The sequence below is a fragment of the Bacillus sp. FSL R5-0431 genome, from assembly GCF_038002985.1.
GTDB lineage: Bacteria > Bacillota > Bacilli > Bacillales > Bacillaceae > Bacillus.
Map to the genome: position 1 here is coordinate 2,978,530 of NZ_JBBOOG010000001.1, position 20,178 is coordinate 2,998,707.

The following is a 20,178-nucleotide window of genomic DNA, read 5'->3' on the forward strand; positions in this document are numbered from 1 at the left end:
AAAAAGACAGGATATGAATTGATCATTCCTCATTTTTTTAGTAGGTTTAAGATAAGTGTTTTTGCCTTGCAGCTGAATACAGAATGGTGAGGAGATACATAAATGAAAGCGTTTTTCAAAAATCACTGGTTTTTAGTGTATTCCATCCTTTTCATGTGGATGAAAACATACATCATTTATCAATTCGGATTTCACATACGAACGGCCAATCTGTTTCATGAATGGCTGCTTTTGATCAATCCACTTAGCTTTTTGCTCCCTTTGTTTGGGATTGCTCTTTTTTTAAATGAAACCAACCAAAAGTTTTTTTTATTGACCGCAAATTTTATTCTAACGGCGATTCTCATCTCGAATACGATCTTTTATGGTTTTTATATTGATTTCATTACCATTCCCGTGTTATTCCAAGCGAAGAACATGGGAGATATGGGCAGCAGTATGACGGAATTATTCCACCCGCTCTTTGTGCTGATGCTCATTGATTTTGTGGTACTGGCATGGCTGCTCAAGCGCAAACCATTAGCCCCAAAAGCGTCATTCAAGACGATCAGAACGTATTATGCGGTCTGCTGCAGCTTCTTATTGTTTCATGTCAGCTCAGCTATGATGGATCACCCTCGATTTCTGACAAGCTCTTATGATCGTGAAGTCATTGTCAGAAACCTCGGGCTTTTCCAATTTCATCTGTATGACGGTGCTGCCCAAACGGCACGCATTGGACAAAAGGCCTTTGCAGATGAAGATACGCTTTCTACTGTAGCAAACTACACAAAGGCTGATTACAGCGCACCAAACGAAGAGTATTTTGGACTTGCTAAAGGCAAGAACGTTGTGTTCATTTCACTTGAATCAACGCAGCAATTTGTCATGAATCAAAAGGTGAATGGACAATCCATCACTCCCTTTTTAAATCAACTGGCTAAAAAGAGTTTTTATTTTGATGAATTTTATCAGCAGACAGAGCAGGGGAAGACGTCGGATTCAGAGTTTATTGTCGCTAATTCCCTCTACCCTTCTAGCAGCGGCGCTGTCTTTTTCACAGCGAGTGACAACGAATATGACACGTTATACAAGCAGTTGAAAAAGGAAAACTATCAATCCGTCCAATTTCATGCGAATAATAAAACGTTTTGGAATCGTGATGTGATGTATGAATCGCTTGGAATTGATCGTTTTTATGATGTCGATTCATATCATGTCAATGAACGGAATTCAACTGGCTGGGGCTTAAAAGATATCGACTTCTTTGATCAATCCATTGATCATTTAAAAAAGTTGAAGCAGCCTTATTACAGCACATTCATTACACTGACCAATCATTTTCCATTTGAAATTGACCCGAAGGATCAATTTATTGATGAATATGATTCGTCCAGTACCATTTTAAACCGCTATGTGACGACCGTCCGCTATCAAGATGAAGCGATTAAGATGTTTTTTGACCGTATGAAAGAAGAAGGATTGTATGACAATACGATGTTTGTCCTTATGGGTGACCACTATGGCATCTCTGAGGCACATCATGAGGCAATGGCACAGCTGCTCAATAAAGAGGAAATCACGCCGTTTGATGCGGTCAAACTGCAGCGGGTACCCTTTTTGATTTACATTCCTGGTGTAACGGATCAAGCACCGCAGACCATTTCTGAAACAGCTGGTCAAATGGACGTAAAGCCGACACTTCTTCACTTACTTGGGATTGAAACGAAGGATGCCATTCAATTCGGCAATGATTTATTTTCAAATGAACGGACGCCTTTCGCTGTACTGAGAAACGGGAACTTTATTACAGATGATTATCTCTATACAAAGAACACCTGCTATGATCAAAAAACAAAAGAACCCGTGAAGCAGGATGAGGTATGTCAGCCTTATATAGAAAAAGCCAATAAAGAGCTCTCCTTATCAGACAAGTTGATCAATGGGAATTTGCTGCGTTTTTATCAGAAGTAAACAGGATAAAACGATCCCTTTTATCTTCACGGTGAAAGTCGCCATTTGGCGGCTTTTTCTTTTCTCTTTTTACTGAAAGCCTATGAATGCTCAAATAAGTTTGCTTATAATAAAGGGAACCACATGATATTGAATGATAAGAGGTGTGAACATGAAGTATACATTCTTAGCCTTCATCTCCATATGTTTGCTCCTGAGTGGATGCCAAACAGAGATGAAGCCATCTAATTCGAATAAAAAAACAGAGCTTGTGATTTCAGCAGCGGCAAGCCTTCAGGATGCACTAAAGGAAATTGAAGCCTCCTTTCACAAGCAGCATCCGAATGTGACCTTAACGAATAATTTCGGGTCATCTGGCGCATTGAAGCAGCAAATCGCTCAAGGAGCAAAAGCGGATCTTTTTTTCTCAGCAGCTGAGGAGCCCTTCGATGAACTTGTTCAATCTGGAGACATTGATCAAGATTATATCAAGGACGCCATACAAAATGAGCTAGTCCTTATTGTGCCAAAAGATGGCTCTTCCTCTATTAAAAGCTTTCAAGACGGCCGGCACGTAAAAGGAAAGATTGCTCTTGGCACACCTGAATCGGTGCCTGCTGGTACATATGGCAAAGAGATTTTCACACAACTGAACATATGGGACCAAGTGAAAAAGAATGCTGTCTACGGCAAGGATGTGCGGCAAGTCCTAAGCTACGTCGAAACAGGAAATGTAGAAGCAGGTGTTGTGTATAAAACAGACGCCCTCGTTTCCAAAAAAGTAAAGATTGCAGCTGAGGCAAATCCGGACATGCACTCCCCGATTATGTATCCAGTAGGGATTGTAAAAGGGACAGAACATCTAACGGAAGCCAAGACCTTTTTTCAATTTCTTCAATCAGATACAGCCACATCGATTTTTAAGAAATACGGCTTTCAAGTGTCATAATGCTTATGCTGACTGAAGAATTTCTATCTCCCATTTGGCTGTCCGTTCAAGTTGCCATCGTCAGCGGGCTGTTGGCCACTGTTTTTGGCACAACGGTCGGCTTTTGGATGGCGCGAACAACTTTTAAGGGGAAAATGATTGTGGAAACGCTCCTGATGATGCCGCTCGTCCTCCCGCCAACAGTCGTTGGGTTTTTATTGCTCGTCGTATTCGGAAAGCATAGCGTAATAGGGGAGGCGATTGAATGGATCTTCCACCAACCGGTTATCTTCACATGGTGGGCGGCGGTCATTGCATCGACAGTTGTGGCATTCCCGCTCATGTATCAATCAGCAAAGGCTGGCTTTTCTACGATTGAGTCAGATATAGAAGGGGCTGCAAAAGTAGATGGTGCTCATTCATTCCAAGTCTTTGCCTATATTACGGTACCTCTTGCCCTGCCGTCCCTCTTGTCAGGCAGCATCCTCAGCTTTACAAGAGCCCTTGGAGAATTCGGAGCGACCTTAATGTTTGCCGGCAACATCCCAGGAAAAACTCAAACACTCCCAACCGCTATCTATGTGGCGATTGATTCTGGGCGCATGGAGCTTGCTTGGGCCTGGACGATTTGTATTGTGATCTTATCTTTTATTATGCTTTTGGCTGTGCGCAGGAGCAGTACATAAAAAATCCCCTTTCTCATATGAGAAAGAGGATTTTTTCATTTATTCAAACCCAACCGTCATCGTCTCTGGATTCGAGCCGACGCGCTCGTTGTTGTTTAATGCATCGATTTTTTCCATGTCTTCTTTGGATAGTTCGAAATCAAAAATATCTGCATTTTGTTTAATGCGTTCTTCGTTGATTGATTTAGGAATCGTCACGACGCCGCTTTGCAGGTCCCAGCGCAAGATGACTTGTGCAACAGATTTGTTGTAGCGTGCAGCAATGTCTTTCAATACGTCATGATCTAATAGCTTTCCTTGCATCAGCGGAGACCATGCTTCAATTTGAATGCCTTTTTCTTTTGCGTATTGACGCAGTTCGACAAGTGTCAGTTTCGGATGAAATTCAACTTGGTTCACGGCTGGAACAACCTCAGCATCTTTTAACAGCTCTTCTAAATGCTGAATGTAGAAGTTGCTGACGCCAATGGCTCTCACTTTCCCATCCTTGTAAAGCGTCTCAAGCGCACGCCATGTGTCTTTAAATGTATCTGCATTTGGGCCAGGCCAATGAATCAAATAGAGGTCTAAGTAATCAAGACCTAATCGATTCAAGCTTGCGTCAAATGCAGCCAGCGCTTTGTCATAGCCTTGATCCGTATTCCATACTTTAGACGTAATGAACAAATCTTCTCGTTTCACGCCAGATTCTTTAATCGCTTTGCCTACGCCTGTCTCATTTTTATAAACGGCAGCCGTATCAATACTGCGGTATCCGTTTCGTATGGCTGCTTTTACGGCATCTACCACTTGATTGCCGTCCTCCACTTTGAATACACCTAAACCAAACCAAGGCATTTCCACTCCGTTATTCAGTGTTACGGTATCATTCAAGCTTTTGACCATTTTAACAACCACCTTTTTCATAGATTCCATCTTTTTCATTATCTCACGTTGTCCATTAAAACTCTATTATCAGGCATTTTTCTTCGCTTCGATGGCTAACAGCAAAGCACCTGTCATGCCAGCCTTGTCCTCAAGTCCAGGAGAGACAATGTATGTATCAAGCGGCGGCAGGTCTACATAATCATTGAGATAAGCAGCAAGCTTCTCTCGAATTAGTGGAAACAGCTGCTTTTGCTTCATGACACCCCCGCCCATCATGATGCGCTCTGGGCTTAAAATGAGCGAGTACTGCATCAGCGCCTGAGCCAAATAATCAGCCTCAAGTGCCCAAACTGATTCTACCTCCGTGAGCTCTTTTGCAGATTTCCCCCACCTTTTCTCAATCGCTGGGCCAGCTGCCAGTCCTTCTAAACACGTCCCATGCGCTGGGCAGACTCCTTCAAACGGGTCTGATTCATGCTGCCTGACAAGGATGTGCCCCATCTCTGGATGTGAATGACCGTGAAGAAGCTCATTTTTCACAACAGCTCCGGCACCGATACCCGTACCGACCGTGATATACATACAGCTATTCAGCCCTTTGGCTGCCCCTTTTGTTAATTCACCTAATGCTGCCGCATTAACATCTGTTGTAAAGGATACTGGGACCCGTAATTGCTTCTCTAGCTCTGGAATGAACGGGTAATGCTTCCACTCTACTTTAGGCGTGTTCATGATATAACCGTAAGAAGGATCGTCTTTTTGAACACAGATTGGTCCAAAGGAGCCGACCCCTAATGCTTCAATGTCATGCTGCTCGAAAAACGGAATGAGCTTTTGTAATGTTTTTTCTGGGTGCTCTGTCGGAATCGTCATTTCCTCGAGAATGTCCCCATGCTCATTGCCGATTGCACAACAAAACTTTGTACCGCCAGCTTCAATTGCTCCATAATACGCCATCATTGATCTCCCCCTGCTCGTTCTCTTTCTTCATCATAAAACATAGGGGAGAAGATCACAACATTACGTATTAGTCAGGAGAACAGCTTCCATGTCATTGATATACTCCCTTAAATGATGGGCAATGTCACGATTGATTTCACCATCTTCATACAGAGTTTGAATTTCATTTCGTATTGTCTGTACAGCTTGGAAGTTAAGCTCTTTTTTCTTCCGGTCAAATGAACGGTCTTTTTGCTGAAAGAAGCTTGGACCGTGTTCACATCGATAAATGACTTGGTTGTAAAAACCAATCACTTGATGACACGTTTGTTTATTTTCATCGGTCATATGCTGTTTGATCGAGTCCACAGCAGCCTCAGCCGTTTTCTTACGGATTTGTTTGTACGAGCCCTCGTTTTCTAAAATGCCGCTGGAAACGTGCTGATTCGGCCGCCATAATTGGAGCCATTGAAGCAAGCGCAGAAACTTCACTTTTGAAAAACGGATTTTGAAGGAGTTTGAATACAGCATTTCGAGCTCATGAAATCTTTCTTGCAGCTCATAGGCTTCTTCTTTATCGATTTTCTCTTCCTCAATGAGCTGTTGCAGCTTCATCTGCTCAGCTTTGATTCCGTGCAGCCTGATCTTTCTCTCTTGTTTTCTCATCCCGAATTGATACGGTTCACGCTGGATATTGCGCAGCTTCATTCGGTAATCATTGATGAGTGCAAGAGACACTTCCCTGTTGTCTTCATTCATCCCTTCTCTTAAGGTTTTAATGGCACTTCTTAGCAGCTTCCGTTTCGCATGCTGAATCTTTGTATCCAAGTCCACGGCGATTTGCTTGTCTTTTTTCTCAGATAAAAGAGGCAGTAACACACTAGCTAAAATGAGTGTACATAAGATGACGCCTGCTGCGAGGAAAATAATCAAATGCCGTTCAGGAAACGGTGATCCGTCCGCAAGTGTAAATGGGATGGAGAAGGCACCGGCTAATGTCACAGCCCCACGAACACCAGAGAATGTCATGAGCATCGAGGCGCGAAGCTTCGGTTTTTTCACGTTTTGCTTTTTCGTTGCACTCCAATTCCCTGCCCAGAACAGCCATACCCATAAGAACCTCAGGATCATAAGACACAGCGTGATGATTAAGATGTAACTGATGACCTGCATATTATTAAAGGCTTCATCCTGGAAAATGACCGTCGATACATCAGGAATCTGCAATCCAAGGATAACGAAAACAAGTCCGTTTAAAATAAATAAAATAATATTCCATGTGTTTGACGAAGCGATTTGCAGTTTGGCTAAATTTGCTTCCATTCGATCCTGCTCAATGGCATGTGTCACACCGCCAGCAACAACCGCTAAAATACCGGATACACCAATTTCTTCCGCTGCTAAATAGATGACAAATGGTGTAAGAATTTGCAGGATGATGTGCATCGTGACATCGTCCATTCCTAACCGGCGGAGGAAATAGCGAAAACGAATGATAAAAAAGGATAGAATAAATCCAGTCAATAGACCACCTGCGGCAATCAGGACAAAGCTAAAGGATGCCTCAGCAATTGAAAAAGCGCCAGTTACTGTTGCTGCAATGGCAAATTTAAAGGCAACAAGTCCTGATGCATCGTTCATCAATCCCTCGCCTTCCAGCAGCCTCATGATACCCTTTGGCATGTTCACACGGCTGGAAAGAGCACTGACTGCTACCACATCTGTCGGTGATAAAATCGCTGCAAGCGCAAATGCGGCTGGAAGCGGAATGCTTGGGATCATCCAATGGATGGTATATCCTGCTACAATGACTGTCGCAAATACTAACCCTAGGGCTAACAGAAGAATCGGCGCTCTTAATTTCCACAGCTCGTCCCTTGGGGTACGCTTCCCGTCATTAAATAACAGCGGCGCAATGAATAAAACGAAGAATAGTTCAGGATTTAAAGAAATATGTAAACCTGAAGGAAAAGCTGCCACCAATATTCCTAAGCCCACTTGAATTAACGGGACTGGAATAAAGGGGACAAAACGATTGATAATATTAGATGATGCGATGAGTGCTAGTAATACGAGCACTGCCAAAAAAATCTCCACTAGTACGTATCCCTCCTATTTCAATTTTTTCGTCAAGTTTTGCTTACATGCAAAGATGTGTTCATTCCATGTTGATTCATCCGTCCGATCGTAGGTGCTTCTTTAGTATTCCGCAAAATGTGAAACCAACACATAACAATCCATCTAGGCAAAAAAAGGCTGAATCCAGATATTCAGCCAGCTGACAAAATTTTCATCACATGTATTGTTCTAATGATGAACAAAAAGACCCTGCTTTTATTTTACACGAAAACTCCATTACCTGCTGACATCCAGCTCGTATCAAACAAAAAAAAAAGAGCGAAACCGCTCTTTTCTCGTTTTACCCTTTATTTAAAAAATAAGACCTAGCGGGAAGCCGCCATTTGAATAGGTAGGAACAAACCCTGCATACGACAAGGATGAGAAACAGCAAATACAAAGCAATCTCTCCTTGTGCTAAACCGAGTCCTACGAGTAAGCCGCCAAGTGCTGCCCAAACTGCGTAAATCTCCGCTTTTAGCACAAGCGGCTTTCGCCCTGCCAATAAATCACGCACAATTCCGCCTCCGCTTCCAGTCAAAATGGCTGCCACAATGACCGCACTGAGCGGAAGCTCTCTTTGCACAGCAAATAATGCACCTTGAATCGCAAACGCTGCTAAGCCGATCGCATCCGAGAAATTCCCCCATGTGCTCCAGTGCTTGAGCAAAAGCTTTGGAAAAAGAAACACAATCGTAATGGATACAAGAGCAATGGTAAACATTTTGCCCTGTGACCATAAAGCAGACACCGGAAGACCGATTAATAGATTTCGAATCGCTCCACCGCCAAATGCTGTCACAATCCCTAAAATGTACACACCAAGAATATCGTACTCTTCCTCCATTGCTACTATCGCACCACTAATGGCGAATGCGATAATACCAATGATACTTAAGACTTCCCATGCCATTTTCCGCTTATCTCCTTACTTGATCTGATCATCTAACACTACTCCCTTAATGTATATCTGACATAAGCGAAAAGCAATACAAATTTTCTTTAAATTTTATCTTTTTGCAAAAATAAAAAATAGCCCGCTTAAAAGCAGGCTATCTCTCAATCTTCTTTTGCATTTAACAGCAGCATACTGATGATGATAAGAATAAATGCAATGAGAGCCAATAGTGGAATGGTAATAAAACCAAACCAGTTCAGATAATCAACAGAACAAGGAATGCCGCTTAGGCAAGGGCGAATCGACGCAAAGCCCGGGATCTTTTGTTCCATATAATGATAGATGGAAAAGCCAGCACCGATCACAGCCAAAGGCAGTACGTAATACTTCACTTTGACATCGCCCCGGAACGTAGCAATTCCAAGTAAAAGCACGAGCGGGTACATGAAAATGCGCTGAAACCAGCACATATCGCATGGGATAAACTTCTTTATTTCACTTAAATACAGGCTGCTCATCGTCGCAACGATAGAGACAATCCAAGCACTGTATAAGTAAATAAGCTTATTTTTCATGATTTCTTCCCTTTGAGCTCTTGATCAATTAATTCTTTGATTTCATCATAGTCATAAAAGTTTTGAACTTGTTTATTGTTAATCAAAATCGTTGGTGTTGAATTCACTTTATATTTGTTCACAAGCTGATCGTCTGTGTTCAGCTGCGGCTGATACGTTTTCTTTGATAAGTTTTCTTTGAGTTTGTCCGTATCAATTTTTGTTGTCTTTTTCGCTAGTTCAGTCAGCTTAGCAGGCGTAACCCATTCTGCTTCACTATCTGGCTGTGCTTGATAGACAGCTTCATGAAATGCCCAGAAGTTTTTTGGATCTTCTTTCCACACTTCTTCAGAAGCTAGTGCTGCTAACACTGCGCCATCTCCATGAACAGGCAGTGGTAAGTTAATAAATGAAAAGGATACATCGCCTTTATCTATGTAGTCTGCTTTCAGTTTTGGGAAAATGTCTGTTTCAAATGATTTACATGACGGACATTTATAGTCCCCAAACTCGACGATTTGCACCGCTGCATTTTTGTCTCCTATGACAGGCTGTCCTTTAATCGAAGGCTTACTGTCAACTGTTTGTGCTTCTTGGCTGTTCTTGTTCCCAATCACAACAAATAGACCGATGAGAAGAGCTGCGATGATGGTTAAAATAACAGCAAATTTAATGGATGAAGATTGATTATTTTTCTTACTCACATAAGCACCTACCTTATCTTTTTCATTCCTTAAAAAAGAAAAAGGATAATAGCTTAGAAAAATGCCATTATCCAACTTCTTCTATTTTAACAAGAGGGGGTCCATTATGAAAGATGGTATTCATGAAATTTTCCTTACAATTTTATTTCATGACCCTCATGGCATTTAAAACAGCGAGTACGGTGACACCGACATCCGAGAAGACGGCTTCCCACATGGTCGCAATACCGAATGCACCGAGTAATAGGAAAATGCCTTTGACACCAAGGGCAAATGCGATATTCTGCCATACAATCCTTCTTGTTCGTTTCGCGACAGCGATGGCTTCTGCTACCTTTGATGGCTGGTCCGTCATGATGACGATATCAGCCGCTTCGACAGCTGCATCTGATCCAAGCCCGCCCATTGCAATTCCTATGTCTGCTCTTGCTAATACAGGTGTATCATTAATGCCGTCCCCAACAAATAACAGCTTTTCTTGAGGCGCTTTTTTCTGATCAATTTCTTCTATTTTCGTTACTTTATCCTGCGGCAATAATTCTGCATGTACTTCGTCGATGCCAATTTGCTTGGCGACCGCAGTTCCGACTTGCTTAGCATCACCAGTGAGCATGACAGTTTGAATCCCAGACGCTTTTAGAGCAGAGACGGCTTCGATTGCATCGTCCTTCAATTCATCTGCGATCAAGATCGATCCAGCAAACTCACCGTTAATCGCCATGTACACAACGGTTCCGCTTCTTTTTTCTTTTTCATACGCAATGCCTTCTCGCTCCATCAAGCGGTGATTTCCCGTTAAAACTTGGGAACCGCTGATGGTCGCTTTAATTCCATGTCCCGGGATATCCTCATATGCTTCAATCTGGCTTTCATCAAGCGGTGAGCTGTATGCCGCTTTAATCGATTCTGCAATAGGGTGTGAGGAATGGGCTTCTGCCAGTGCTCCAAAAGAAAGCAGCTCCTCTTCTGACCACTTGTCACTGGTTGTGACGATATTGGTCACCGTAAAGTTTCCTTTTGTGAGTGTGCCCGTCTTATCAAATACAGCATATCTCACAGAATTCAATGCTTCTAGATAGTTACTGCCTTTCACAAGGATGCCTCGTTTAGAAGCTGCCCCAATTCCCCCGAAAAATCCTAATGGAATGGACACAACAAGAGCACAAGGACAAGAGATCACGAGAAAGACAAGTGCCCGGTACACCCAGTCAGACAATTGTGCCGATGGAATGAGAAGCGGCGGCATAAAGGCAAGCAATAAGGCAAGCAAGACGACAGCCGGTGTATAATATTTTGCAAACTTTGTGATGAAATTTTCTGTCTGTGCTTTTCGGCTGCTCGCATTCTCAACCAAATCTAAAATCTTCGTCACTGCCGATTCGCTTAGCTCTTTTTGCACTTCAATTTCAAGTATACCGTTTTGATTCACAAATCCTGCAAGAACTTCTTTTCCCGCTTCTACATCCCGCGGCACCGACTCCCCTGTTAATGCAGATGTATCTACGAGCGAGAAACCTTCAACAACGAGCCCATCCAGCGGAATTTTTTCACCTGGCTTCACGACAATACGGTCACCGGCTTTTACTTCTTCCGGATTCACTTTTTTCGTTTCATTTCCTACTTTTAGATTCGCGTATTCTGGACGTATATTCATTAATTCACTAATTGATCGTCTTGAACGGTTCACTGCCGCCCCTTGGAAGAGCTCTCCAATTTGGTAAAACAGCATGACAGCAAGCGCTTCTGGATATTGCTGAATGACAAAAGCACCAACCGTTGCAATCGTCATTAAGAAGTTCTCATCAAATACTTGGCCGCGCACGATATTTTTCAGCGCTTTAAAAACCACATCACCGCCGACTAGTAAATATGCTGCGAAGAACATAATGAACTTTAATACACCATCTTCAGGTATAAAGAAGGCTGCTGTTCCAATGACTGCACCGCCAATTAATTTCAGCACAATCGTTTTTAAATTTTTCGTCCCATGCTCATGATCGTGATGATGTCCTTCTTCTTTCGGTGATACACTCACATGAGGTTCAATGGACTGAACGGTTTTTTCAATGCGCTTTGACATCGTTTCTTGCTTATCTGCATGCGTAACAGTCAATGTGCCTGTCGCAAAATTAACAGAGCAAGCTTCAACACCATCCATTTTGCTGACACCTGTTTCTATTTTACGTGCACAGTTGCCGCAATCAAGACCGCTTAATACGTATTCATCCTTCATCTTTTTCATGTTCTCACCTTTTTCTATATAAGTAGCCTTCCCTGATTCAACCAAACCTATCAGCTGCTGTGATTATTATATATGAGCACATATTCATATATTGAATTATCTTTATTATATGAGGAGTTCTGATCAGCTGTCAATAATTTATGAGCAAATGTTTGGTTTTTTTATGCCCAATCCTGCCACATGGATTTTCAATAATCCAAGCTCATGTCCCCCGCTCCCCGCATAACATAAAAACGATCGTTTGACCTCTGACAGAAAAAGTGCAGCTTTTCTCTTTACAAAAGAAGGACATACACTTAGAATAAAATAAAAGTTTCCCTAAGGAAACAAATTAGCATTAGAGAATCATTTCATCCTTTAGTCAAAATTATTTAATGTATGCATATATCTTTAGGAAGAGCAATGATGATTGAAAGGGGCCGCAAGAGATGCCAAATGCTTTAACAATCGACCGTCTTCATGTCTCATATCACGGGCAGGATGCATTAGAGAACATCTCTCTTTCCATACAGGAAGGAACGATGACAGGAATCATAGGTCCAAATGGTGCCGGTAAATCGTCTTTACTCAAGGCATGTTTGGATTTAATTGAAAAAGACCAAGGAGATATTCGCTTTTTTGAACAGTCCTTTAAACAAGTCAGAAAACAGATCGCCTATGTACCACAAAGAAATGATCTAGACTGGACGTTTCCTATTCATGTGCTGGATACCGTGCTACTTGGAACATATCCGAAGCTTGGCCTGATGAAACGTCCGAAAAAAGAAGACCGGGCATATGCGTACCACTGTTTAGAAAAGGTCGGAATGCAGGACTTTGCCAAAAGACAGATTGGTGAGTTATCCGGCGGTCAGCAGCAGCGTGTCTTCCTTGCAAGAGCACTTGCGCAAAACGCACAGCTCTTCTGTTTGGATGAACCGTTTGTTGGGATTGATATGGCCAGTGAAGAAACGATGGTTCGCATTTTGCAAGAATTACGGGATGAAGGAAAAACCATTTTGGTTGTCCATCATGATTTAAGTAAAGCCGATGATTACTTCAGCCATCTCGTTCTGTTAAATAAAAAACTCATCAAAGCTGGACCTGTACACGACATCCTTCGCCCAGAGGTCATGCTGGAGGCATATGAAACGCAGCTACCATTCTTAAAATCAGCAGGAGGAGACGTGTAATGGAATTTTTAACCGGACTCTTTGAATATGCGTTTTTACAAAAAGCGTTATTTACATCCGTCATGGTAGGCATTATTTGCGGGGTCATTGGCTGCTTTATCATTTTACGGGGCATGGCCCTGATGGGAGACGCCATTTCGCATGCAGTGCTGCCAGGTGTCGCCATCTCTTATATGCTGGGAATTAACTTTTTCTTCGGGGCCGTTTTAACTGGAGTGTTAACAGCAATTGGGATCGGATACGTGAGTCAAAACAGCCGCATTAAAAATGACTCTGCCATCGGCATTGTCTTCACCGCCTTTTTCTCAATCGGGATCATTTTAATCACATTTTTGAAAAGTTCCAGTGATTTATATCATATCTTGTTTGGAAACGTCCTAGCTGTTCGGTCATCTGATATGTGGATTACGCTTGGCATCGGCATTTTTATCCTGCTGGCTGTTATCGTTTTCTACAAAGAACTGCTCATTAGTTCATTTGATCCGGTCATTTCTTCGGTTTACGGTTTACCGAATCGAATGATCCATTATTTTCTCATGACCTTGTTGACCCTTGTGACCGTTGCGTCACTGCAAACTGTTGGGATTATTCTTGTCGTTGCCATGCTTATTACGCCGGCAGCCACTGCTTATCTCTTAACAGACCGGCTATGGATCATGATTTATTTATCTGCATTTTTCGGGGCAGTTTCTGCCGTCGTGGGACTTGGGCTTAGTTTTACGTATAACTTGTCGTCTGGCGCTTCTATCGTGCTGGTCGCGACCATTTTATTCGGGAGTGCCTTTATCTTTTCACCAAAGCAAGGAATTCTATGGAGATCATTAAAATCTAAACGAAAACGAACGCAGCTAAAAAAGGAAGCGTCTATGTAAAAGGAGGACATATATGAAGAAGGTATTTGCAATCCGTTTGATCGCAGTATTCATTGCCCTTATGGTCATCGCAGGCTGTTCTACTAAGCAAAATAATTCCGGCAAAGATGACGGCACATTAAAAGTCGTCACGACCTACTCCATTCTTTATGACATTGTGAAGGAAGTAGGCGGAGAGCACGTCTCTATTCACAGCATTGTTCCCATTGGTACAGACCCACATGAATTCGACCCACTGCCAAAGGATGTTCAGCATACAACGGATGCAGACCTTGTTCTATATAATGGCTTAAACCTTGAGACAGGGAACGGCTGGTTTCAAAAGCTGCTCGAATCGAGTGGCAAGGACGGGGATGATGCACCTGTAGCCGAATTAAGTAAAGGCGTCAAAGTAAAGCATTTATCTTCAAAAGGACTCGAAAGCCAGCAGGACCCCCACGCCTGGCTGAATGTCGAAAATGGGATTCTTTATGCTCAAAATGCCCGGGATGCGCTTATTGAAGCGGATCCTGAGCATCAAGAGGATTACGAAAAAAATACAGAAGCCTATATCAAAAAGCTTCAAGCGCTTCACGATGAAGCAAAAGACAAGTTTGATCAGCTGCCAAAAGACAAAAAGCTCCTTGTGACAAGTGAGGGAGCCTTCAAGTATTTTGCAGATGCCTATGGACTGAAAGCAGGCTACATTTGGGAGATCAACACAGAAAGTGAAGGAACACCTGGACAAATGAAGCGCATCATTCATTTTGTCAAAGATCATCAAGTTCCTGCGCTCTTTCTTGAAACAAGTGTCGATCAACGCAGCCTTGAAAGCTTATCTGAGGAAACCGGGGTTCCGATTAAAGGAAAAGTATTCACTGACTCTATTGGAAAGAAAGGTGAAGACGGAGACAGCTACTATAAGATGATGAAATGGAATATTGACACCATTTACAAAGGGCTTTCATCATAAGAAAAGACAGGCGGAGTGATTCCGCCTGTCTTAGATTGTTAACAAAGGGCTAAAATGATGTTTATTTTAGCCCTTTGTCTTCTTTTCAGCGTGATAGAAAACCTTTGCAGTCTAGGAAGGACGAGCACTGGCGCGGAACGAATTTGACATTCGTGAGCACCAGCGCGCAGGACTGACAACGAATGCGAGGGTTTGTCTACACGCTGAGACAGGCGGAGTGATTCCGCCTGTCTTTTTTATTAGCTGGCTATATTTTGCGGGTGTTTTTTCGGCCAGATCACATAGCTAATGCTAATGACGAAATCAATGGCTAAGACCATCCCCCACACACCGGCGAGCTGCATCAGTGATTCCGTTCGTTCTGGTGCTTGTATGAGATAGGATAAACCAAATAGCAGACCAGCTCCGATGATATAAGAGACGAAATGCCGCGTCCAGCTGACCATTTCATACACTGACCGTTCCTTCCCGTACTTTGGTCTTCCCTTCGGCTTAGGGCCTCCTGCAAATCGATAAGCAAACCGAGCATCTGCCCATTTCACCATTTGATGTCCAAAGGCGAGACTCACCCCAATATAAACAGCCGCAAGCCCGTGGATGACACTCGCCACAGCCCCTTGCCTTAAATCCATATAAGTAGCCGCAAGAAGGATTAGATCCAAAATCGGCGTACAGACCAGAAAGAAGGCGCCCCACTTTTTCTGTCTAAACACATAACGCAGTGTTAAACCCACCAGAATAAACAGCCAAAAACCAATTTCACATGCCACAATCAATAACCCGACCAATATTCCCCACATCCTTTTTAACACAATTGTATTAAATAAAAAATAACACAACTGTGTTAAAAAAACAATAGCTGTGCTAAAATCAATGTATGCCAAAAATCGTCGATCACCATAAACAAAAACAAAAGGTCGCTCAAGCTGCAATGAGAGTGATTAAACAGGATGGATTGGAGAACGCTTCTGTACGAAAAGTAGCGGTAGAAGCTGGTATTTCAGCGGGCTCTATGCGTCATTATTTTTCCACACAGCAAGAGTTATTTCTTTTCTCTATGACATTGATTCAAGAAAGAGTCAAAGAACGGATGACAGGACTTCAGCTGAACGGTTCAACGGAAGAAAATGTCCTCGCGTTATTGGAGCAGGTTCTTCCACTCGATGAAGAACGAAGATTTGAAATGGAGGTGTGGCAGGCTTTTACGGTCAAGTCGCTGACTGAACCAGATTTACAGCCGCTCAATGCAAAGATGTATGACGAGCTTTTCCAAACGACCCAATATTGTTTAATGAAATTAAAAGAGGATGGGCTTTTGCTTGATCATATCGATCTTTTAGTCGAAACTGAGCGGCTTTATGCGGTCATCAATGGGCTTGCATTGAATGGAATCTTGCAGCCTCATCGTTTACCGCCTGAGCTCATACGCTCCGTGCTGCAGATGCACCTGCAATCTATCACCAAAAAAGACATGTCTCCCTCATGAGGGAGCATGTCTTTTTTTAATCTTCCATAAAAATACGTTTTGCTTCGTAGTAGAGCACCTGCACAAATTTCTTCACATTGATACGAGTATGTTCTTCTCTACCGCTCGTCTCTTTTGTTAATTCACTCATTTTCTTTCGCACGATGGTGAAATCAAAGAATTTAGATGCATAATTTTCAAAGGTCGGATGAGAAAAATCAGTTAACCCAAGTGATGCGATGTGTTTCAAAGATTGGTTGATCGCACGTCTTACCCGCTGTTCCGCTGCCTTCGCTTCTCTTGCAATGTCTGCTGATGTGTACGGCTCATTTAATTTATCCTCCGTGATTCCGGTAAAAATGACCTTTAAAGAAGGAAAGGAATCGTGATGATCGGTATGCAGCGCTACATACTGATCTGTGAAGAGAATCATATCTAATAAATCTTTAGACCCCTTCTCACCGACAATCCCAAGCTCCGCCAGCAAAAACTGACCTGCCTCTGCAAGACTTTTCCCCCGCTGCTTCGTTTTCGTCTGACCGCGCTGCTGAAACTGCATGACAGATTTGAGTGAGTGCTGAATGTTTTCAATTGAATGCTCTAAATGAAGACGTTCAATCATGAGATGGAGCACACTTAAGACCTCTACACGATTGATTGGCTTTGTCACATAATACTCAACACCAAGCGTATACGCCTGGCCGATTAATTCCTTTGTTTCTACCTGCGACAGCATTAAGTATTTCCCATGAAACTCATCCTTAATGGCTCGAATCGTTTCAAGACCGTCTCTTTCCGGCATCAATAGATCAATACATAAGATATCAATGTGCAAATCATTTAAGTAGCTTGCCGTTAACTCTGCGCCATCCTCTGCTTCCCCTGCGACAATGCCAAGCTCTTCATCTTCAATGAGCTGAGCCAGTGAAGAACGCACGGCTTCATCATCATCAACAATAAAAAATCTCATCTCCCAATCCCCTCTTTTCTACTGACTTGATCCACTGGTATCGTTAACGTGAAAATCGTTTGTTTATTTGGGATACTCTTCATCTCAACACTTCCGCCAAGCTTCTCCGCTGTATCCTTCACATAGGAAAGCCCGATACCGCTTGATGGATTCCCAGCCTGGTCGTATTTTAAAGTAAAACCGGGTTTAAAAATAACATGATGATTACGCTCTTTAATGCCAGGCCCGTTGTCACTGATTTGAAAGATCACCTGGTTCTCTTTCTGTGAAATAGAGAGTGACACCTCTCCATCCACTGGAATGGCTTCGACAGCATTGGAAACAATATTATTTAACAAAGATAGAATGGTATACACGTGATAGGCGGGATGCTGCCCATCTTCATCATAATGAAAGATAATGTTTTTTTTAAGAGATTCTGCGTAATTTTCATGAATACGAATCACGAGCCCAGCAATATGCGCAGGACTTGCATAAGCCTGAAAATTTTCTTCATGAATCAGCTTTGATAATGCAGAAAAAATCCGCTGGTTATCCTTTTTGATCTCATGTACCTCTCCTGCAATTTGCAGGGCTGTTTTTCCGAGCTTTTTCAAATCCAATGACTCCGCATCGTTTGCGTGATGCAGGGATTGATACAATTGATAGGATGTCGCTGTAATGTGCTCAGCATGTGCAAGTGTTTTATGAAAGTATGTAGATTCCGTATAAAGGTTAGACAGGAGCATGAGCAGATGTTCCTTTTCCTTTTTCATCTGACGCTCTCTCGCCTGCTCTTCATATAATCGAATCATTGTATAACAAGCCAACACGAAAAAGCTTCTAAAAATCGCCAAAACAAATAGTTGAAACAGCGTCCGCATCGTTAAGATTTCATCAATGGTGCCACGAAGTGCAATCATCTCAACAACGCTCGCACACAGTTCCATGATGATGCCTGTCGCACCAATCAGCCAAGGCTGATCGCGGAAACGTCTGACCTGTAATAAATAAAAGAGCGTGCCATAGACGACATAATAAAGAAGGGAAGGAAATCTTAATGAAACCGCCTCTTCCAGCGGAAGATGACCTGTGACGGCTGTATCAAAAAGCACGCGAAACGCAAAAACAGATACCCCTGCAATAATACCGCTTGCCCATGCCGGGAATTTTTTCATTTGAAGCAGGATAAAGAAAAAGACAACGGTTCCAAAGCTGACCCGAAAGCTGTCCTCAAATGGATAAAATTTGAACTCTCCGCCAATCGGTGTCAGTACAATGAGCATCACAATTAAATAAGGCTCTGTATTCAGCCATTTTTTCAGTAGATTCAAACGCAGTCACATCCCTAATAATTGACGATAGTATACTATGTGAGCTTGAGAAAAACAAACATCCATGAAAAAGCGCACACCGGAACTTTGTCGGTGTGCGCTTCTCATGATGCCGCTTAATCTTCTAAACGATCCTTTTCTAAAAGTGATGCGCCAGCAATACCTGGTTTGGTCATTTCAAAAGGATTCAAGATGACGTCAAGCTCTTCTTCTGTTAACACATCATTTTGCAGACAAAGCTCACGTACAGATGCGCCTGTAAGAATCGCTTCTCTTGCAATTCGTGCAGCAGCTTCATAACCAATATGCGGATTCACCGCTGTCATGACACCAGCACTTTTTTCTACATATTCTTTTAATCTCGTTTCATCTGCTTTTAGATCACGCAAGCAGTTGTCCATGAAGGACTCAAACACATTTTTCATCATGCTGAGAGATTGTAGTAAGTTGAATATTAAAACTGGTTCCATAACGTTCAGTTCAAGCTGACCAGCCTCTGATGCAAGACAGATCGTATGATCATTTCCGATGACTTGGAATGCCACTTGGTTCATGACCTCTGGCATCACTGGATTGACTTTCCCTGGCATGATGGATGAACCTGGCTGTCTCGGCGGCAGGTGAAGCTCACCAAAACCTGCTCTTGGCCCTGAAGCCATCAAACGAATATCGTTCGCCATTTTGGACATATTCATCATACATACTTTAAGTGCAGCAGATACTTCTGTATAAGCATCCGTATTTTGCGTGGCATCGACTAAGTCTTCAGCTCCAACTAACGGTAATCCGCTAATGTCAGATAGATAGCCTACCACCTGACGAATATATTTAGGATCAGCATTCAATCCAGTTCCGACTGCTGTTGCTCCCATATTGACTTCATATAAATGCTGTTTAGACTGCTTGATACGTTTAATATCACGTGCAAGAACCTTTGCATAAGCACTAAACTCCTGACCAAGTCTGATTGGAACAGCGTCCTGAAGATGCGTACGTCCCATTTTGATCACATGATCGAATTCCTGTGCTTTTTCCGTCATGACTTGATGCATGTTTTCCATCGTATAAAGTAGTTTTTCAATCATATTCAATGTTGAAATATGAATCGCTGTTGGGAAAACGTCGTTTGTTGACTGCGACATGTTCACATGCGTGTTTGGACTTAGCTCAGTATAAGCGCCTTTTTCCTTTCCTAGTAGTTCAAGCGCTCTGTTTGCAATGACTTCATTGGCATTCATATTCATTGAAGTGCCAGCCCCGCCTTGAATTGGATCGACAATAAATTGATTGTTCCATTTTCCTTCAATAACCTCATCTGCGGCTTGAACAATTTTTTCCCCAAGACCAGAATATAGTCGCTTTGTATCCATATTTGCAAGTGCGGCTGCCTTTTTGACAATCCCTAATGCTTTGATGAGTTCCTCATGAACATGGTAGCCAGTAATTGGAAAGTTCTCTACTGCACGTAATGTTTGAATTCCATAATACGCTTGAGTGTCTACTTCCTTTTCACCTAGAAAGTCTCGTTCGATTCGAACTTGCTTGTCCTGTAGCTTCGTCATTTGA

General features: G+C 42.6%; 18 protein-coding genes. 7 read left to right on the forward strand and 11 right to left on the reverse strand.

The features are described from left to right. Nucleotides 1-102 precede the first annotated feature (102 nt). The 3 genes from MKZ03_RS15455 (at nucleotide 103) to modB (ending at nucleotide 3,546) form a co-directional block, all read left to right on the forward strand. Complete coding sequence (locus MKZ03_RS15455) at nucleotides 103-1,953, forward strand: LTA synthase family protein (RefSeq protein WP_307500232.1); 1,851 nt, start codon at nucleotides 103-105, stop codon at nucleotides 1,951-1,953. A 151-nt stretch (nucleotides 1,954-2,104) separates the two neighbouring features. Further along, nucleotides 2,105-2,881 carry a molybdate ABC transporter substrate-binding protein gene (gene modA / locus MKZ03_RS15460; RefSeq protein ID WP_341032349.1) on the forward strand — a complete coding sequence of 259 codons (777 nt, stop codon included), beginning with the start codon at nucleotides 2,105-2,107 and terminating at the stop codon, nucleotides 2,879-2,881. Further along, complete coding sequence (gene modB, locus MKZ03_RS15465) at nucleotides 2,881-3,546, forward strand: molybdate ABC transporter permease subunit (protein ID WP_341032351.1); 666 nt, start codon at nucleotides 2,881-2,883, stop codon at nucleotides 3,544-3,546. The genes modA and modB overlap by 1 nt, the downstream gene beginning before the upstream one ends. 39 nt (nucleotides 3,547-3,585) lie before the next feature. Here the strand turns inward: modB and MKZ03_RS15470 are convergent, their stop codons facing one another. From MKZ03_RS15470 to MKZ03_RS15500, 7 genes are all read right to left on the reverse strand, one after another. Continuing rightward, the gene (locus MKZ03_RS15470; RefSeq protein WP_034659979.1) at nucleotides 3,586-4,431 is read right to left on the reverse strand and encodes an aldo/keto reductase; all 846 of its coding nucleotides are present in this window, start codon (nucleotides 4,429-4,431) and stop codon (nucleotides 3,586-3,588) included. A 69-nt stretch (nucleotides 4,432-4,500) separates the two neighbouring features. After that, nucleotides 4,501-5,370: an ROK family protein gene (locus MKZ03_RS15475; protein WP_307500235.1), complete on the reverse strand. Its 870-nt coding sequence runs from the start codon at nucleotides 5,368-5,370 to the stop codon at nucleotides 4,501-4,503. A gap of 63 nt (nucleotides 5,371-5,433) precedes the next feature. Then, a complete protein-coding gene (locus MKZ03_RS15480) occupies nucleotides 5,434-7,449 on the reverse strand; it encodes a Na+/H+ antiporter (RefSeq protein WP_034659982.1) in 2,016 nt (671 codons plus the stop codon). Nucleotides 7,450-7,771: 322 nt separating this feature from the next. Continuing rightward, nucleotides 7,772-8,383 (reverse strand): trimeric intracellular cation channel family protein, encoded by a 612-nt coding sequence (locus MKZ03_RS15485; protein ID WP_003212961.1) that lies wholly within the window; start codon nucleotides 8,381-8,383, stop codon nucleotides 7,772-7,774. A 146-nt stretch (nucleotides 8,384-8,529) separates the two neighbouring features. Further along, the gene (locus MKZ03_RS15490) at nucleotides 8,530-8,943 is read right to left on the reverse strand and encodes a disulfide oxidoreductase (protein WP_003212957.1); all 414 of its coding nucleotides are present in this window, start codon (nucleotides 8,941-8,943) and stop codon (nucleotides 8,530-8,532) included. Beyond that, a complete protein-coding gene (locus MKZ03_RS15495; RefSeq protein WP_307500236.1) occupies nucleotides 8,940-9,626 on the reverse strand; it encodes a DsbA family protein in 687 nt (228 codons plus the stop codon). Before MKZ03_RS15495 ends, MKZ03_RS15490 begins: the two co-directional genes overlap by 4 nt. A gap of 142 nt (nucleotides 9,627-9,768) precedes the next feature. Next, entirely contained in the window at nucleotides 9,769-11,868 is a 2,100-nt protein-coding gene (locus MKZ03_RS15500; protein ID WP_341032354.1) for a heavy metal translocating P-type ATPase, read from the reverse strand. Nucleotides 11,869-12,296: 428 nt separating this feature from the next. Between MKZ03_RS15500 and MKZ03_RS15505 the strand changes: the two genes are divergently transcribed. From MKZ03_RS15505 to MKZ03_RS15515, 3 genes are read left to right on the forward strand one after another with little or no spacing between them, the layout of a single operon-like run. After that, nucleotides 12,297-13,040 (forward strand): metal ABC transporter ATP-binding protein, encoded by a 744-nt coding sequence (locus MKZ03_RS15505; protein ID WP_307500237.1) that lies wholly within the window; start codon nucleotides 12,297-12,299, stop codon nucleotides 13,038-13,040. Next, nucleotides 13,040-13,912, forward strand: a complete 873-nt coding sequence (locus MKZ03_RS15510) for a metal ABC transporter permease (protein ID WP_007500236.1) — start codon at nucleotides 13,040-13,042, stop codon at nucleotides 13,910-13,912. The genes MKZ03_RS15505 and MKZ03_RS15510 overlap by 1 nt, the downstream gene beginning before the upstream one ends. A gap of 13 nt (nucleotides 13,913-13,925) precedes the next feature. After that, nucleotides 13,926-14,864, forward strand: a complete 939-nt coding sequence (locus MKZ03_RS15515; RefSeq protein ID WP_106038189.1) for a metal ABC transporter substrate-binding protein — start codon at nucleotides 13,926-13,928, stop codon at nucleotides 14,862-14,864. Nucleotides 14,865-15,103: 239 nt separating this feature from the next. Here MKZ03_RS15515 and MKZ03_RS15520 read toward each other — a convergent pair whose 3' ends face one another. Beyond that, nucleotides 15,104-15,652 carry a hypothetical protein gene (locus MKZ03_RS15520; RefSeq protein WP_334750454.1) on the reverse strand — a complete coding sequence of 183 codons (549 nt, stop codon included), beginning with the start codon at nucleotides 15,650-15,652 and terminating at the stop codon, nucleotides 15,104-15,106. A gap of 89 nt (nucleotides 15,653-15,741) precedes the next feature. Here MKZ03_RS15520 and MKZ03_RS15525 point away from each other — a divergent pair, with 89 nt between their 5' ends. Beyond that, nucleotides 15,742-16,350, forward strand: a complete 609-nt coding sequence (locus tag MKZ03_RS15525; protein ID WP_307500239.1) for a TetR/AcrR family transcriptional regulator — start codon at nucleotides 15,742-15,744, stop codon at nucleotides 16,348-16,350. Nucleotides 16,351-16,366: 16 nt separating this feature from the next. On the opposite strand, the gene MKZ03_RS15530 is transcribed toward MKZ03_RS15525, so the two are convergent. From MKZ03_RS15530 to aspA, 3 genes are all read right to left on the reverse strand, one after another. Further along, entirely contained in the window at nucleotides 16,367-17,299 is a 933-nt protein-coding gene (locus tag MKZ03_RS15530) for a response regulator (protein ID WP_034659991.1), read from the reverse strand. Further along, a complete protein-coding gene (locus MKZ03_RS15535) occupies nucleotides 17,296-18,612 on the reverse strand; it encodes a sensor histidine kinase (RefSeq protein WP_307500241.1) in 1,317 nt (438 codons plus the stop codon). Before MKZ03_RS15535 ends, MKZ03_RS15530 begins: the two co-directional genes overlap by 4 nt. A 116-nt stretch (nucleotides 18,613-18,728) precedes the next feature. Further along, a complete protein-coding gene (aspA, locus tag MKZ03_RS15540) occupies nucleotides 18,729-20,174 on the reverse strand; it encodes an aspartate ammonia-lyase (RefSeq protein ID WP_088001228.1) in 1,446 nt (481 codons plus the stop codon). Between the last annotated feature and the right edge of the window lie 4 nt (nucleotides 20,175-20,178).

Excerpts from the sequence above, each read along its gene's own strand:
- MKZ03_RS15455 (WP_307500232.1), top strand. The coding sequence starts at position 103 with ATGAAAGCGTTTTTCAAAAATCACTGGTTTTTAGTGTATTCCATCCTT.
- modA (WP_341032349.1), top strand. The coding sequence starts at position 2,105 with ATGAAGTATACATTCTTAGCCTTCATCTCCATATGTTTGCTCCTGAGT.
- modB (WP_341032351.1), top strand. The coding sequence starts at position 2,881 with ATGCTTATGCTGACTGAAGAATTTCTATCTCCCATTTGGCTGTCCGTT.
- MKZ03_RS15470 (WP_034659979.1), bottom strand. The coding sequence starts at position 4,431 with ATGGTCAAAAGCTTGAATGATACCGTAACACTGAATAACGGAGTGGAA.
- MKZ03_RS15475 (WP_307500235.1), bottom strand. The coding sequence starts at position 5,370 with ATGGCGTATTATGGAGCAATTGAAGCTGGCGGTACAAAGTTTTGTTGT.
- MKZ03_RS15485 (WP_003212961.1), bottom strand. The coding sequence starts at position 8,383 with ATGGCATGGGAAGTCTTAAGTATCATTGGTATTATCGCATTCGCCATT.
- MKZ03_RS15490 (WP_003212957.1), bottom strand. The coding sequence starts at position 8,943 with ATGAAAAATAAGCTTATTTACTTATACAGTGCTTGGATTGTCTCTATC.
- MKZ03_RS15500 (WP_341032354.1), bottom strand. The coding sequence starts at position 11,868 with ATGAAAAAGATGAAGGATGAATACGTATTAAGCGGTCTTGATTGCGGC.
- MKZ03_RS15505 (WP_307500237.1), top strand. The coding sequence starts at position 12,297 with ATGCCAAATGCTTTAACAATCGACCGTCTTCATGTCTCATATCACGGG.
- MKZ03_RS15510 (WP_007500236.1), top strand. The coding sequence starts at position 13,040 with ATGGAATTTTTAACCGGACTCTTTGAATATGCGTTTTTACAAAAAGCG.
- MKZ03_RS15515 (WP_106038189.1), top strand. The coding sequence starts at position 13,926 with ATGAAGAAGGTATTTGCAATCCGTTTGATCGCAGTATTCATTGCCCTT.
- MKZ03_RS15525 (WP_307500239.1), top strand. The coding sequence starts at position 15,742 with ATGCCAAAAATCGTCGATCACCATAAACAAAAACAAAAGGTCGCTCAA.
- MKZ03_RS15530 (WP_034659991.1), bottom strand. The coding sequence starts at position 17,299 with ATGAGATTTTTTATTGTTGATGATGATGAAGCCGTGCGTTCTTCACTG.
- aspA (WP_088001228.1), bottom strand. The coding sequence starts at position 20,174 with ATGACGAAGCTACAGGACAAGCAAGTTCGAATCGAACGAGACTTTCTA.